Source organism: Glaciihabitans sp. GrIS 2.15 (assembly GCF_035984695.1).
Taxonomy (GTDB): Bacteria; Actinomycetota; Actinomycetes; order Actinomycetales; family Microbacteriaceae; genus Lacisediminihabitans.
Genome location: NZ_JAXCHU010000003.1, coordinates 329,636 through 343,701, shown reverse-complemented (window position 1 = coordinate 343,701; position 14,066 = coordinate 329,636). Strand labels below are relative to the sequence as shown.

Annotated in this window: 14 protein-coding genes; 13 read left to right on the top strand and 1 reads right to left on the bottom strand. The window is 65.9% G+C overall.

The genetic code is table 11. From position 1 onward, the window contains the following. Window positions 1-7 precede the first annotated feature (7 nt). Window positions 8-1,156 (top strand): bifunctional 2-methylcitrate synthase/citrate synthase, encoded by a 1,149-nt coding sequence (locus tag RCH11_RS06260; protein WP_327056126.1) that lies wholly within the window; start codon window positions 8-10, stop codon window positions 1,154-1,156. Next, window positions 1,146-1,343 carry a hypothetical protein gene (locus tag RCH11_RS06255; RefSeq protein ID WP_327056125.1) on the top strand — a complete coding sequence of 66 codons (198 nt, stop codon included), beginning with the start codon at window positions 1,146-1,148 and terminating at the stop codon, window positions 1,341-1,343. Before RCH11_RS06260 ends, RCH11_RS06255 begins: the two co-directional genes overlap by 11 nt. Before the next feature lie 163 nt (window positions 1,344-1,506). Here RCH11_RS06255 and RCH11_RS06250 read toward each other — a convergent pair whose 3' ends face one another. Then, window positions 1,507-1,869, bottom strand: a complete 363-nt coding sequence (locus RCH11_RS06250; protein WP_327056124.1) for a DUF1844 domain-containing protein — start codon at window positions 1,867-1,869, stop codon at window positions 1,507-1,509. Between the two features lie 230 nt (window positions 1,870-2,099). Between RCH11_RS06250 and infC the strand changes: the two genes are divergently transcribed. From infC to argF, 11 genes are all read left to right on the top strand, one after another. Beyond that, window positions 2,100-3,185: a translation initiation factor IF-3 gene (gene infC, locus RCH11_RS06245; RefSeq protein ID WP_327056204.1), complete on the top strand. Its 1,086-nt coding sequence runs from the start codon at window positions 2,100-2,102 to the stop codon at window positions 3,183-3,185. A gap of 46 nt (window positions 3,186-3,231) precedes the next feature. Further along, on the top strand, window positions 3,232-3,426 hold the full coding sequence (gene rpmI / locus RCH11_RS06240) for a 50S ribosomal protein L35 (protein ID WP_196829774.1): 195 nt from the start codon (window positions 3,232-3,234) through the stop codon (window positions 3,424-3,426). A 31-nt stretch (window positions 3,427-3,457) separates the two neighbouring features. Continuing rightward, complete coding sequence (gene rplT, locus RCH11_RS06235) at window positions 3,458-3,844, top strand: 50S ribosomal protein L20 (protein ID WP_327056123.1); 387 nt, start codon at window positions 3,458-3,460, stop codon at window positions 3,842-3,844. Window positions 3,845-4,007: 163 nt separating this feature from the next. Next, window positions 4,008-4,817, top strand: a complete 810-nt coding sequence (locus tag RCH11_RS06230; protein ID WP_327056122.1) for a TrmH family RNA methyltransferase — start codon at window positions 4,008-4,010, stop codon at window positions 4,815-4,817. Between the two features lie 278 nt (window positions 4,818-5,095). After that, window positions 5,096-6,118: a phenylalanine--tRNA ligase subunit alpha gene (gene pheS / locus RCH11_RS06225; protein WP_442789013.1), complete on the top strand. Its 1,023-nt coding sequence runs from the start codon at window positions 5,096-5,098 to the stop codon at window positions 6,116-6,118. Next, window positions 6,118-8,610 (top strand): phenylalanine--tRNA ligase subunit beta, encoded by a 2,493-nt coding sequence (gene pheT / locus RCH11_RS06220; protein WP_327056120.1) that lies wholly within the window; start codon window positions 6,118-6,120, stop codon window positions 8,608-8,610. Before pheS ends, pheT begins: the two co-directional genes overlap by 1 nt. Window positions 8,611-8,834: 224 nt before the next feature. Beyond that, complete coding sequence (argC, locus tag RCH11_RS06215) at window positions 8,835-9,878, top strand: N-acetyl-gamma-glutamyl-phosphate reductase (RefSeq protein WP_327056119.1); 1,044 nt, start codon at window positions 8,835-8,837, stop codon at window positions 9,876-9,878. After that, a complete protein-coding gene (gene argJ, locus RCH11_RS06210; protein ID WP_327056118.1) occupies window positions 9,875-11,026 on the top strand; it encodes a bifunctional glutamate N-acetyltransferase/amino-acid acetyltransferase ArgJ in 1,152 nt (383 codons plus the stop codon). The genes argC and argJ overlap by 4 nt, the downstream gene beginning before the upstream one ends. Next, complete coding sequence (gene argB, locus RCH11_RS06205) at window positions 11,026-11,922, top strand: acetylglutamate kinase (protein WP_327056117.1); 897 nt, start codon at window positions 11,026-11,028, stop codon at window positions 11,920-11,922. Before argJ ends, argB begins: the two co-directional genes overlap by 1 nt. After that, window positions 11,922-13,121, top strand: a complete 1,200-nt coding sequence (locus RCH11_RS06200; RefSeq protein ID WP_327056116.1) for an acetylornithine transaminase — start codon at window positions 11,922-11,924, stop codon at window positions 13,119-13,121. Before argB ends, RCH11_RS06200 begins: the two co-directional genes overlap by 1 nt. Further along, on the top strand, window positions 13,118-14,038 hold the full coding sequence (gene argF, locus RCH11_RS06195; protein WP_327056115.1) for an ornithine carbamoyltransferase: 921 nt from the start codon (window positions 13,118-13,120) through the stop codon (window positions 14,036-14,038). Before RCH11_RS06200 ends, argF begins: the two co-directional genes overlap by 4 nt. The last annotated feature ends 28 nt before the right edge of the window (window positions 14,039-14,066 follow it).

The following is a 14,066-nucleotide window of genomic DNA, read 5'->3' as shown; positions in this document are numbered from 1 at the left end:
AGCACACATGACCGACCCAGCCACCACTGAACAGGCACCGAAAAAGGGGCTCGCGGGAGTCGTCGTCGATTACACCGCAGTCTCCAAGGTGAATCCCGACACCAACTCGCTGCTCTATCGCGGATACCCTGTGCAGGAGTTGGCGGCGAACTGTTCCTTCGAAGAGGTTGCGTATCTCCTCTGGCATGGCGAGCTTCCCGACGAGCACCAGCTCGCCGACTTTGAGACTCTCGAGCGCTCGCTGCGCGCGCTCGACGACACGGTGAAGCGCGTTATCGACGACCTGCCGCTCACCGCGCATCCGATGGATGTTGTGCGCACCGCGGTCAGCGTGATCGGTGCGAACGATCCACACGCCGACGACGCGAGCCCGGAGTCAAACCTCACGAAGTCGGTTGCACTGCTCGCCCAGCTCCCCGCGATCGTCTCGTACGACCAGCGTCGCCGCCGCGGCCAGGAGCTGATCGAGCCGCGCGACGATCTCGGCTACTCAGCCAACTTCCTGCACATGACCTTCGGCGAAGTGCCGGATCTCGTGGTCGTGAATGCCTTCGACGTGTCGATGGTGCTTTATGCCGAACACTCCTTCAACGCCTCCACCTTCACCGCCCGCGTAATCACCTCGACCCTCTCGGACCTCTACTCGGCCGTCGTCGGAGCAATCGGAGCCCTCAAGGGACCGCTCCACGGGGGAGCGAACGAGGCGGTGATGCATGTGTTCGAGGAAATCGGAACTGCGGACAGGGCGCAGGCCTGGCTGGACACGGCACTGGCCGAGAAGCGCAAGATCATGGGCTTCGGACACCGGGTCTACAAGAACGGGGACTCGCGAGTACCGACGATGAAAGCGGCACTCGACACTCTCATCGTCGAGTACGACGCCCAACCGCTCTCCGATCTCTACGACACCCTGGAGAAAGCGATGGGTGAGGCGAAGAACATCAAACCGAACCTCGACTACCCCTCAGGCCCGGCCTACAGCCTGATCGGCTACGACACCGCAATGTTCACCCCGCTGTTCGTCGCGAGCCGCATCACCGGCTGGACCGCGCACATCATGGAACAGCTCGCCTCGAACGCCCTCATCCGCCCCCTCAGCCTTTACAACGGGCCGGACGAGCGTCACATCGGCACGGGAGAAGGCCATGCCGGGTAAGTCCGTCTCTTTCTGGCTGAACGTCGGCTTCGTGGTGGTGCTCGTCGGACTCGTTCTCGGGGCATCCGCGCAGCCGTGGTTCTTCGTCGTGGCGATCGCCTGGGCTGCGGTGGGCTTTGTGGTCACCGCCCGGAATCGGCGCAACCGGCCCGGTCCGCCGAACCTCTTCGACGACGACCCGCGGTAGCGCCCTCGCCGTCGCCCCGCCCAACCCCCATCTCGAAAACGCAGGAGATGCGCCACGAAGCCGCCCGAATGGCAGCGATTCGCTCCTGCGGTGGCAAATCTCCTGCGTTTTCGGAAGCGGCGGGATGCACGAGGGAACGGGTGCGCGGCCGGGTAGCGGCGCATCAGTTGACGGCGCCGGTCCACTTCTCGCCGGCGCCGAGGCCAGGGGCATCCGGAATCGTGGATGCCTCGCGGAATGCGAGCTGCACGGAACGCAGGCCGTCCCGCAGCGCCCGTGAGTGCTGGTCGCCGAGGTCGGGGGCACTCGCGGTGATCAGGCCGGCGAGGGCGTTGATCAGCTTTCGGGCCTCGTCCAGGTCGAGCTGGGTGTCCGGATCATCCGCGAGGCCGCACTTCACGGCCGCAGCACTGAGCAGGTGGACGGCGACAGTGTTGATGACCTCGATCGCCGGAACATCCGCAATATCCCTCGCCGCATTGTTCTCGTGGGTGTGGCCGGGTTCTGAATGATCCTGCTCGCTCATCGGGCGCTTCCTCTGTTACACTGAACGCTGGCTCCGAGCCCGCAAGGGATCTCGGAACGAAAGTGGAGATTCTCCCACCCGCGCTTGACCGCTTAGAGATACTGCTAGTCAATATCGCTAATGACGAGGTTACCGGGTTGTTGCGGTCCGCTTGCTCTCCCATACGGGGTGCAGGCAGTCAGGTCGCAGTGCCCAAGGATCCGAAAAATACCGGATGCTTAGGCGCACGAATTTCCTCAGTCGTCAAGAGTCCGGCATACCGCCGACAACTCTGGCCAACACGCCCGACTAAGGAGTTACGCATCAGCGATCCCCGTACCAATGACCGAATCCGCGTGCCGGAGGTCCGACTTGTTGGCCCCAACGGCGAGCAGGTCGGTGTAGTGCGCATTGAAGACGCCATTCGTCTTGCCCAGGAGGCAGACCTGGATTTGGTTGAGGTTGCTCCCAATTCCAAGCCTCCCGTCGCCAAGATTATGGATTTCGGCAAGTTCAAGTACGAAACCGCGCAAAAGGCGAAAGAAGCCAAGCGCAACCAGTCCAACACCATCCTCAAAGAAGTGCGTTTTCGACTGAAGATCGACGTGCACGACTACGAGACCAAGCGCAAGCGTGCCGAGGGATTCCTGCAGGGCGGCGACAAGGTCAAGGCAATGATCCTGTTCCGCGGTCGCGAGCAGTCGCGTCCCGAGCAGGGCGTGCGACTCCTCCAGCGCTTCGCGGAAGACGTGTCCGAATTCGGCAGCGTCGAGTCGACTCCGATGATTGACGGCCGCAACATGGTCATGGTGATCGGCCCGCTGAAGACCAAGGCAGAGGTCAAGGCTGAGCACGACGCCAAAAAGCCCGCAGCAAAGCCTCGCGCTGAGCGCCCCGAGGCGCCTTTCGAACCGATGGTCGCGCCAGTACGCACCGAGGCTCCCGTTGTCGCTCCTGTCGCCGAGCGAGCGGTAGCTCCCATGGCGGCCAAAGCAGCGCCGGTCGCCGAGGCGGCTTCTGCTGCCCCAGCACCGGCAGTTGCGCCGAAGGTCGCTACTGCGGCTCCTGTCGCACAGGCCGCTGCGGCAGCTCCCGCTGCCGCGGCTCCCGTCGCGAAGGCCGCTGCAGTAGCTCCCGTCGCGAAGGCTGCGTCTGCGACTCCTGTCGTGAAGGCCGCACCGGCGCCGCGCGCGGCAGCCACCCCGGCCGCGGCATCAAAGCCAACGCCAGCGACGGCATCCAAGCCAGTTCCACGACCCGCCCCCACCCCCGGAAACGCGCCAAAGCCTCGTGCGGTTCCGCCCAAGACTGCACCAGCAGATGTGACGTCGGACTAGTTCCGGCGAGTAAACGAGCCGAACGAAGGCTCAAACAAGGAGAGATATGCCCAAGCAGAAGACGCACTCCGGCACCAAGAAGCGATTCAAGGTCACCGGCAGCGGCAAGATCATGAAGCAGCAGGCTGGCATGCGCCACAACCTGGAAAGCAAGTCGGGGCAGCGCAAGCGTCGCCTCAACCAGGACCAGGTCATTGCTCCGGCAAACGTCAAGGCCATTAAAAAGCTTCTCGGCATCTAACGTCGACCCCCAGAACTAAAGGAAAACGGAAATGGCAAGAGTAAAGAGGGCCGTCAACGCCCACAAGAAGCGTCGGGTCATCCTCGAGCGCGCCAAGGGTTACCGCGGCCAGCGTTCGCGTCTGTACCGCAAGGCCAAGGAGCAGGTCACTCACTCCCTCGTCTATGCCTACCGTGACCGTCGTGCCCGCAAGGGTGACTTCCGTCGCTTGTGGATCCAGCGCATCAACGCCGCGTCGCGAGCCAATGGCCTCACGTACAACCGGCTCATCCAGGGGTTGAACCTGGCCGGAGTCGGCGTCGACCGTCGTATCCTTGCCGACCTCGCCGTCACCGAGCCAGCGACGTTCGCTGCTCTTGTCGCCACCGCGAAGGCCGCTCTCCCGGCCGACACCTCGGCCCCGAGGGTGCTCGCGTAGTTCGCAGTCTCTTCATCGAAGGGCCCGGCCACCTGTGGGTTGTCGGGCCTTTCGTCACGCCGGCCCGTACCCGTGAGGGTGCGCAGAGTCGAACGTCAGTCATATACGCGCCGGGGAATTCGACCTCCACCGTGAAGCCTCCTCGCGACAATAGACTTGAGCCGTGCTAGATAACCCCCGTTCGCCGCGCGTCCGTGGCGTTGCCAAACTCGCAAAACGCGAAGGGCGCGTCTCGAGCGGCCAGTTTCTTCTCGAGGGTCCGCAGGCAGTCGCCGAAGCCCTCGCCTTCCGACCCGAACTCGTCGTCGAGCTCTTCGCAACGCCGACGGCCCTCGACCGTTACACGGACATCGCGCACAACGCGGAAGAGGCGGGTATCGAGGTCGAATTCGTCAGCGAACATGTACTTGACGCGATGGCGGACACCGTGACTCCCCAGGGAATCATCGCGGTGTGTCGCCAGTTCCCCACTTCGCTGAAAGATATTCTCGCCGCCGAACCAAAGCTGATTGCCATCCTCGAAGAGGTGCGTGACCCGGGCAATGCCGGCACAATCATCCGGGCCGCAGATGCCGCGGGTGCCGACGCTGTAATCCTCACCGGCCGCAGCGTCGATCTCTACAATCCCAAGGTCGTCCGCGCCTCTACCGGCTCCATCTTCCACCTGCCGGTCGCCGTCGGGGTGGAGCTGGAAGCCGTGTTGCAGAAGGTGCATGCGGCCGGCCTCACCGTTCTCGCGGCAGACATCAAGGGAGACAATCTGCTCTCGGCGCGGGTCGAGGGGCTTCTCGCACAGCCAACGGCCTGGCTGTTCGGTAACGAGGCCCGTGGGCTCTCTGACGAGCATTTTGCGCTTGCGAATCGCGCGATCAAGGTGCCGATCTACGGCCATGCCGAGTCCATGAATCTCGCGACAGCTGCATCCGTTTGCCTGTATGAGAGCGCTTTCGCGCAGCGAACACTGATCGAGTAGGTACTGATCGAGTGACACGCCGCGCGTCCATATCGAGGCCCCGGCACGACCAAAAATCGTCGTCTTCAGCGTTCGCGCCGCATTTCGCCCGGTTCCGCCATCCTGGAAAGATCGGTCGCGGGTCGGAAATTATTCCTTTGGTTGCCGTCTCGTTCGTGGGAGCGTTGAGTTCGATTCCCTAAGACGGCAATCGCGAATATTCCCGGTCCCGGTCTCGACGCTCGTTGGCATTAAGCTTGGGACCCGTGTCAGACCCCACCACGCCGCCGCCCCCGTCGATTTCCGAAGCCAGCGTCGGTACCGCGCTCGATTCGGCTCTCGCCGCAATCACTGCGGCCGCGGATGTCGCCGCCCTCAGGCTGGTCAAGACTCAGCACCTCGGTGAGGCGTCTCCCCTGGCGAAGCTGAATGCGACCCTGCGGGATGTCGCTCCGGCCGATAAGGCCGCCTTCGGCAAGCTCGTCGGCCAGGCGCGCGGCCGCGCCAACCAGGCCTTCGCCGCACGCGAGGCCGAACTCTTCGCGGCAGAGGAAACCGGACGCCTCGCCGCAGAGGCGCTGGATGTCACGGCACTGTCATCTCGCTGGACTCCGGGCGCGCGGCATCCGCTCAACCTGTTGCAGGAGTACATCGCCGATGTCTTCGTCGGAATGGGCTGGGAGGTGGCCGAGGGGCCGGAGCTCGAGAACGAGTGGTTCAACTTCGACGCGCTCAACTTCGACGAGGATCATCCGGCCCGCGCCATGCAGGACACCTTCTTCGTCGAACCGGTCGAGGAGCACCTGGTGCTGCGCACTCAGACCAGCCCGGTGCAGATCCGCTCGCTGCTCACCCGCGAGCTGCCCGTCTACGTCATCTCGCCCGGCAAGGTCTTCCGCACCGACGAGCTTGACGCCACTCACACCCCGGTGTTCCACCAGGTCGAGGGCATCGCCATCGACCGGGGCCTCACCATGGCACACCTGCGCGGCACCCTCGAGCACTTCGCCCGCATCATGTTCGGCGACGAGGCGAAGATTCGACTGCGCCCCAACTACTTCCCCTTCACCGAGCCGAGCGCCGAGATGGATGTCTGGCAGCCGAACGCCAAGGGTGGGGCACGCTGGGTGGAGTGGGGTGGCTGCGGCATGGTCAATCGCAACGTGCTGCGCGCGGCCGGGATCGACCCGGAGGAGTATCAGGGTTTCGCCTTCGGCATGGGAATCGAGCGCACCCTGCAGTTCCGCAACGACCTCAATGACATGCGAGACATGGTTGAGGGCGACATCCGCTTCTCCCAGCAGTTCGGAATGGTGATCTGATGCGCGTTCCTGTCTCCTGGCTCCGGGAGTTCGTCGACGTGCCCCTCGACGTCACCCCGGAAGACGTGCATGCCGCGCTCGTGAGCGTCGGCTTCGAGGAAGAGACGATTCACGGCTTCGGCCTCAGCGGTCCGATCGTCGTCGGTCGGGTGCTCGAGTTCACGCCAGAGCCGCAGTCCAATGGAAAGACGATCAACTGGTGCCAGGTGGATGTGGGCGAGCCCGAGCCGCGCGGCATCGTCTGTGGTGCCCACAACTTCATTGTCGGCGACAAGGTCGTCGTCTCGCTTCCCGGCGCGGTCCTGCCCGGCCCGTTCCCGATTGCCGCCCGCACGACCTACGGCCACGTCTCCGACGGAATGATTGCCTCCGCGCGTGAGCTTGGTCTCGGCGAGGAGCACGACGGCATCCTGCGCCTGGCCTCGCTGGGTCTCGACCCGGAGGTGGGAGCGGATGCCACTGCTCTTCTCGGCCTCGACGATTGGGCCGTCGAGATCAACGTCACTCCCGATCGTGGCTACGCCTTCTCCATCCGCGGAGTCGCCCGCGAATACGCCCACGCCACCGGTGCCGCCTTCCGCGACCCAGCCCTCACCGTCACGCCGGAGGAAGGCACCGGGTTCGACGTCGTCATCGACGACCGCGCTCCCATCCGCGGCCGGATCGGCGCAACCGTATTCGTCACGCGAGTGGTGCGCGGCATCGACGCCGGGCGCCCCACTCCGCCCTGGATGATCGCGAGATTGATTCTCGCGGGCATTCGCTCTATTTCGCTCGTCGTCGATATCACCAACTACGTGATGCTGGAGCTCGGCCAGCCGATCCACGGCTACGACCTCGATGCGCTGAGCGGCGGTCTCGTTGTGCGCCGCGCCGAGGTCGGTGAGAAGATCGTGACTCTCGACGACCAGACCCGCATTCTCGACCCGCAGGATCTGCTCATTGCCGACGGCTCCGGGCCGATCGGTCTCGCCGGCGTGATGGGCGGCGCGTCCACCGAGATCGGCGCGACCACTACGAACGTGCTCGTCGAAGCGGCCAACTTCGATCCCATCTCCATCGCCCGCACCGCCCGCCGCCACAAGCTGCCGAGCGAAGCCTCGCGCCGCTTCGAGCGCGGTGTCGACCCCGCAATAGCGGATGCGTCAGCGGCCCGCGTCGTCGAACTGCTCGTGCAGCTCGCCGGCGGGCAGGCCGACCCGCAGGGGTCTCGCCTGTTCGATGTCGCCCCGCGCGAGCCGATCGTGCTGCCGGACGGCTACATCGTCGGCCTCGTGGGCGCCGACTATTCGGATGTTGAGATCCTGCGTTCTCTCACGGACATCGGCGGATTGATCGAGCCGATCGACCATGCTCTGTCGGTGACGCCGCCGAGCTGGCGGCCCGATCTCACCGACAAGGCGACCCTCGCCGAGGAGGTGGCTCGCATCGTGGGGTACGACCGCATCCCCGCGGTGTTGCCGACGGCTCCTCCTGGGCGTGGTCTCAGCCGATCGCAGCGACTTCGTCGATCCGCTGCCCAACTTCTCGCATCCACCGGACACACCGAGGTGCTGTCCTATCCCTTCGTGTCGCAGCGCGCCAATGACGCGTTCGGTGGCTCGGTTCCGGGTGCCGTCCCGGCTATCCGCCTGGCCAATCCGCTCGATGGCGAGGCACCGTTCCTGCGCACTTCGCTGCTCCCAGGCCTCATCGAGATCGCCCGTCGCAACCTCTCTCGTGGGCTCGTCGACCTCGCGGTCTACGAGATCGGATCGGTGTTCCGCCCGGAGGCCGGAGCCCGCTACGCCAGCGGAGATCTGCCTTCCGGCATTATCCGCCCGACGAGTTCCGAGCTCGCAGACCTCCTCGGCAGTATTCCGCCCCAGCCCCTTCGACTCGGTGCGTTGTTCACCGGCGCAGCGATTGTGAAGCAGCCCGGCCAGCCAGGAGTGCAGCACGGCATTGCGGATGCGATCGACGCGGCCCGACAGGTCGGTCACGCTCTCGGCGCCACGATCACGGCGCGGCAGGGATCGCATCACTCCTTCCACCCTGGGCGTACCGCGGAGCTGTTCTTCGGCGATCGCAGCGTCGGATTCGCTGGCGAGCTGCTGCCCGCGCTCGCCGGCGAGCTCGACCTCCCGCGTGTGACCGCGGTGCTCGAACTCGAGCTCGGCCTGCTCATCGAGCTCGCCGCCACCGAGGTGTCGCCCACCGCTATCGCCGCTTACCCGGCGGCGACCCAGGATCTCTCCCTCGTGCTTGGAGCACAGGTGTCCGCCGGCGAGGTGCTGTCGGCCATCGTCGAGGGAGCCGGACCGCTGCTGGAGGTCGCGCATCTCGTGGACGACTATCGCGGCCAGGGCATCCCGGAGGGAGCGAAGTCGCTCACCTTCGCGCTGCGTTTCCGGGCTGTCGACCGCACCCTCACGGCGGCGGAGGCCACCGAAGCGAAGCTCGCCGGGGCCGCAGTGGCCGCCGGGCGATTCGGCGCGAGCATCCGAGAGTAGCGGGCGCCCCATCGATGTCCGCTAGGCTCAAAGGGTGGACATCCGTAGCATCACCGGCTCGACCGAGCGCCACACCTCCGTGCGCCGTGGTCTCCGCCTGCGCTCGGACCGTCGCGGTCAGCGACTGCAGGCGACGCTCTCCGTCTGATCGGCTGCCGAAGCCGGATCCGACATTAGCGCCGCCGCACCGGGCCCCGTCGATCCACTCTCAATAAGGTGTAACCATGTCCTATTCCGTTGCCGTGGCCGGTGCCAGCGGCTATGCGGGCGGGGAGCTTCTGCGGCTGCTCTCCCAGCATCCCGAGTTCCAGGTGGTTACGGTCACGGCGTTCCAGAACGCCGGACAACCCCTCGCTCTCGCGCAGCCGCACCTGCGCTCCTATGGCGGGCTCACGCTTCAACCGACCACAGCCGATGTGCTCTCGGGACATGATCTCGTCTTCCTCGCGCTGCCGCACGGCACCTCGGGTGAGCTCACCGCCCACCTCGGCGACCACAGTCTCATCGTCGATTGCGGTGCAGACCACCGGCTCGCGGATGCCGCGGACTGGGCTGCCTTCTACGGCGGCGACCACTTCGGCGCCTGGGCGTACGGCGTGCCGGAGCTGCCTGTCGCCGGGGGCAAACAGCGGTCCGCCCTGGTCGGAGCAACTCGCATCGCAGCCCCCGGCTGCAACGCGAGCACCGTCTCACTTGCCCTCGCCCCCGGAATCGCGGCCGGTGTGATCGAAGAGCGCGACCTCGTAGCGGTGCTCGCGGTCGGGCCCTCGGGAGCAGGCAAGAGCCTGAAGGTCGAGAACCTGGCGAGCGAGATCCTCGGGTCTGCTAATCCGTACGCGGTCGGCGGCACCCATCGTCACATCCCGGAGATCCAGCAGTCGTTGCGGGCAGCCGGGGCCACGGCCCCCACCATCTCATTCACCCCGGTGATCGTGCCGATGGCGCGGGGCATCCTCGCCACGTCGACCGCCCGTATCGTGCCGGGGGTTTCGGCGTCCGACATCCGCGCGGCCTGGGAGTCGGCCTACGCCGACGAGCCCTTTGTTCACGTTCTGCCCGAGGGTCGGATGCCCCGCACCGGCGACGTGCTCGGCTCCAACACGGCACTCATCGGCCTCGTCGTCGACGAGGCGGCCGGTCGCGTTGTGACCGTCACAGCGCTCGACAACCTCGTCAAGGGCACCGCGGGCACCGCCATCCAATCAGCGAACATCGCCTTCGGTCTCGACGAGACCAGCGGCCTTCCGATCGACGGAGTTGCACCATGAGCGTCACTCACCCCCGTGGCTTCGTCGCGGCCGGAGTCGAATCCGGACTAAAAGGCAAGGGCGGCAAGGACGTCGCGCTCGTCGTCAACCAGGGTCCGAGCCGGGCGGCGGCGGCGGTCTTCACGAGCAATCGCGCCAAGGCGAACCCGGTCATCTGGTCCCAACAGGTGATCGCGGACGGCATCGTCAGCGCCATTGTGCTGAATTCCGGCGGGGCCAACTGCTACACCGGCGCCCGCGGATTCCAGGTGACCCACGCCACCGCGGAGCATGCGGCATCCCTCCTCGGCGAATCTGCCGGCGACGTGCTGGTCTGCTCAACCGGGCTTATCGGCGACCAGCTCGACCTGCAGAAGGTGAGCTTCGGCGTTACCGCCGCCCACGCCTTCCTCCGCGATGACGGGGGGCTCGATGCCGCGACTGCGATCATGACCACCGACACGCATCCCAAGCAGGCCCTCGTCCTGCGCGACGGCTGGTCGATCGGTGGCATGGCCAAGGGTGCCGGCATGCTCGCTCCCGGACTCGCCACAATGCTCGTCGTCATCACGACTGATGCTGCTCTCGAGTCATCGCAGCTGGATGCCGCGCTCCGGCACGCGACGCGGGTTACCTTCGATCGCCTCGATTCCGACGGCGCAATGTCCACCAACGACACGGTTGCGCTCCTCGCTTCCGCAGCATCCGGTATCAGCCCGGCGATCGAAGAGTTCACGACGGCTCTCACCGGGCTCTGCGAGGACCTTGCCACCCAGCTGCAACAGGATGCCGAAGGCGCGGCCCACGACATCACCATCGAGGTGATCAACTCGGCGTCCGAAGACGAGGCCGTCGAGGTCGGCCGGGCCGTTGCGCGCAATAACCTCTTCAAGGCCGCGGTCTTCGGCAACGATCCCAACTGGGGCCGGGTGCTCGCCGCAGTGGGCACCACCGGGGCTGCCTTCGACCCCTACGACATCGACGTGTCGATGAACGGCGTGCGAGTCGCACACAAGGGCGAGCCAGACCAGCCCCGCGAGAGCGTCGACCTCACCAATCGCGCCATGCACCTGCTGATCGACCTGCACGCCGGCACCTGCACGGCCACGATCTGGACCAACGACCTCACCCACGACTACGTGCACGAGAACAGCGCGTACTCGAGCTGATGGGTGCGCACTCGAGGGAAGCATCGGCGAAGGCATCGGCCCTCATCGAATCGCTGCCGTGGCTTCAGCGATTCCACGGCAAGACCATCGTGGTCAAGTTCGGCGGCAACGCCATGGTCAACGACGAACTCAAACATGCCTTCGCCGAAGACATGGTCTTCCTGCGCCAGGTGGGAGTCCGGCCGGTCGTGGTGCACGGCGGCGGTCCCCAGATCTCCGCTGAACTTGCGGCCAGGGGCATCCCGAGCGAGTTCCGCGGTGGACTGCGGGTCACCTCTGCTGAGGCCCTTGCGGTGGTGCGCGAAGTGCTCACCACCCGGGTGGGTCCGGAGATCGCGGCGCTCATCGACTCGCACGGCATCGAGGCTCAGGCGCTGTCGGGGGAGACTGACGGCCTGTTCGCCGGCACCCGTCGAGGCACCATTGTGGACGGCGAAGCGGTCGACCTCGGGCTCGTCGGTGACGTCACGGCGGTCGATCCGTCAGTCGTGCTCGCCATCCTCGACGCCGGCCAGATCCCGGTGATCTCATCGATCGCGCCGGATGCGGCGGCGCACGGGCAGTCCCTCAACGTCAACGCCGACTCGGCTGCGGCATCCCTCGCTATCGCCCTGGAGGCCGAGAAGCTCGTGATCCTCACGGATGTCGCTGGGCTCTACCGCGACTGGCCCAATCGCGATTCCCTCATCTCCACCATCGATGCGGCGGAGTTGCGCGCGCTGCTGCCGTCCCTCGAATCCGGCATGATCCCCAAGATGACCGCCTGTCTCGACGCGGTCGACGGGGGAGTACCGAAGGCCGCGATCATCGACGGTCGCATCCTGCACTCGATTTTGCTCGAGGCGTTCACCGCCGAGGGAATCGGCACCGAAGTGGTTTCCGGAAAGGACCTGTGATGGACACGGACAACTGGCGCGAACGCTTCGGCAACGCGATGATGGGCACATTCGCACCACCCCTGGCGATGCTCGAACGCGGCGAAGGCGCCCATGTGTGGGATGTCGACGGCAACCGCTATCTCGACTTCCTCGCCGGCATCGCCGTCAACGCGCTCGGCCACGCGCATCCGGTGCTCGTGGATGCCGTGAGCCGCCAGGTCGCGACGCTCGCGCATGTGTCCAACTACTTCGCTTCCCCACCGCAGCTCGAACTCGCCGAGCGCCTGCGCCGCATCACCGGCGCCGGCGACGGCGGGCGGGTATTTTTCGCCAATTCCGGCGCCGAGGCGATCGAAGCGGCGATCAAGCTCGCGCGGCTCAATCGTGGCGACGGTCGTCGCACGCGCATCCTCTCCCTCATCAATTCCTTCCACGGACGCACGATGGGATCGCTTTCGCTCACCGGCAAGACGGCGCTGCGCGAAGCCTTTGAGCCACTGCTGCCCGGTATCGAGCACATCGACACGACCGTCGCGGCTCTCGAAGCGGCGATGGATGACAGCGTTGCCGCGATCTTCATCGAGCCGATCAAGGGAGAGGCCGGCGTGCTCGATCTGCCAGACGGCTTCCTTCGTTGCGCGCGCGAGCTCGCAACCAAGTACGGCGCACTGCTGATCCTCGACGAGATCCAGACCGGCGTCGGCCGCACGGGCACCTGGTTCGCTTTCCAGCAGACCGATGTCGTGCCGGATGCCCTCGTCCTTGCGAAGGGTATCGCCGGCGGCGTGCCGATCGGGGCACTCGTCACCTTTGGTGCGGCATCCGACCTGTTCCAGCCGGGCCAGCACGGCAGTACCTTCGGGGGCAACCCTCTTGCGACCGCGGCCGGCAATGCCGTGCTCGGCGAGATCGAGCGGGCCGGGCTCATCGAGAACGCCACGGTCATCGGTGCGAAGCTGCGCGCGCTCGTCGAGGCAATCGACTCGCCTCTCATCACCGAGGTGCGTGGCCAGGGAGCCCTCGTGGGTCTCGGTCTCTCCCAGCCGGTCGCCGGTGCGCTCTCGGTAGCGGCGTTCGCGAACGGGCTCATCATCAACGCCCCGAACGACTCGACCATCCGAATCGCGCCGCCGCTCATCGTCGGTGACGCAGAGCTCGAGGAGTTCCGGCAAAAGTTCACGATTGCCCTCCAGGCCCTTACATTGGATGCGAAATGACCCGACACTTCCTGCGCGATGACGACCTCAGCCAAACCGAGCAGACCGCCATCCTCGATCTCGCGGTCGAGCTCAAGAAGGATCGCTTCGGCACCCGCCCCCTTGCCGGACCGCGCACCGTCGCGGTGATCTTCGACAAGTCGTCGACGCGCACCCGGGTCTCATTCGCGGTGGGAATTGCGGAGCTCGGCGGCATCCCGCTCATCATCTCGACGGCCAACAGCCAGCTCGGGGGCAAGGAGACTGCCGCAGACACCGCGCGCGTGCTCGAGCGCCAGGTCGCCGCGATCGTCTGGCGCACCTTCGCCCAGTCGGGGCTGGAGGAGATGGCGCTGAACACGACGGTCCCGGTGATCAACGGGCTGTCCGATGATTTCCATCCCTGCCAGTTGCTGGCGGATCTCCTCACCATCCGCGAGCACCGCGGAACCCTCGCGGGTCTCACCGTCACCTTCCTCGGGGACGGGGCCTGCAACATGGCCCAGTCCTACCTGCTCGCGGGGGCAACGGCCGGCATGCATGTGCGGGTCGCGTCGCCCGTCGACTACGCGCCTACCGATTCCGTGGTTGCGGCAGCGGATGTCGCGGCAGCGAAGACCGGCGGATCGGTCACGCTCTATACGGATCCGGTCGAGGCCGTCGCCGGTTCCGACGTGGTGGTGACCGACACCTGGGTCTCGATGGGTAAGGAAGAGGAGAAAGCGGAGCGCCTCACCACTCTCGGCTCCTACCGCGTCGACACCGAGCTCATGGCACTGGCCAAGTCCGACGCTCTTTTTCTGCACTGCCTGCCGGCGGACCGCGGCTACGAGGTGACCGCCGATGTCATCGATGGCCCGCAGAGCGTGGTCTGGGACCAAGCGGAGAACCGCCTGCACGCTCAGAAAGCGCTCTTGGTCTGGCTGCTGCAGCGGTAGCCCACCCCATAAACTGGCGAACGAAAAC

What these genes read in the sequence shown, in the direction of transcription:
- argF (WP_327056115.1), top strand. Translation starts at nt 13,118, where the DNA reads ATGACCCGACACTTCCTGCGCGATGACGACCTCAGCCAAACCGAGCAG.
- RCH11_RS06200 (WP_327056116.1), top strand. Translation starts at nt 11,922, where the DNA reads ATGGACACGGACAACTGGCGCGAACGCTTCGGCAACGCGATGATGGGC.
- pheT (WP_327056120.1), top strand. Translation starts at nt 6,118, where the DNA reads ATGCGCGTTCCTGTCTCCTGGCTCCGGGAGTTCGTCGACGTGCCCCTC.
- rplT (WP_327056123.1), top strand. Translation starts at nt 3,458, where the DNA reads ATGGCAAGAGTAAAGAGGGCCGTCAACGCCCACAAGAAGCGTCGGGTC.
- RCH11_RS06260 (WP_327056126.1), top strand. Translation starts at nt 8, where the DNA reads ATGACCGACCCAGCCACCACTGAACAGGCACCGAAAAAGGGGCTCGCG.
- RCH11_RS06255 (WP_327056125.1), top strand. Translation starts at nt 1,146, where the DNA reads ATGCCGGGTAAGTCCGTCTCTTTCTGGCTGAACGTCGGCTTCGTGGTG.
- argC (WP_327056119.1), top strand. Translation starts at nt 8,835, where the DNA reads ATGTCCTATTCCGTTGCCGTGGCCGGTGCCAGCGGCTATGCGGGCGGG.
- rpmI (WP_196829774.1), top strand. Translation starts at nt 3,232, where the DNA reads ATGCCCAAGCAGAAGACGCACTCCGGCACCAAGAAGCGATTCAAGGTC.
- RCH11_RS06250 (WP_327056124.1), bottom strand. Translation starts at nt 1,869, where the DNA reads ATGAGCGAGCAGGATCATTCAGAACCCGGCCACACCCACGAGAACAAT.
- argJ (WP_327056118.1), top strand. Translation starts at nt 9,875, where the DNA reads ATGAGCGTCACTCACCCCCGTGGCTTCGTCGCGGCCGGAGTCGAATCC.
- argB (WP_327056117.1), top strand. Translation starts at nt 11,026, where the DNA reads ATGGGTGCGCACTCGAGGGAAGCATCGGCGAAGGCATCGGCCCTCATC.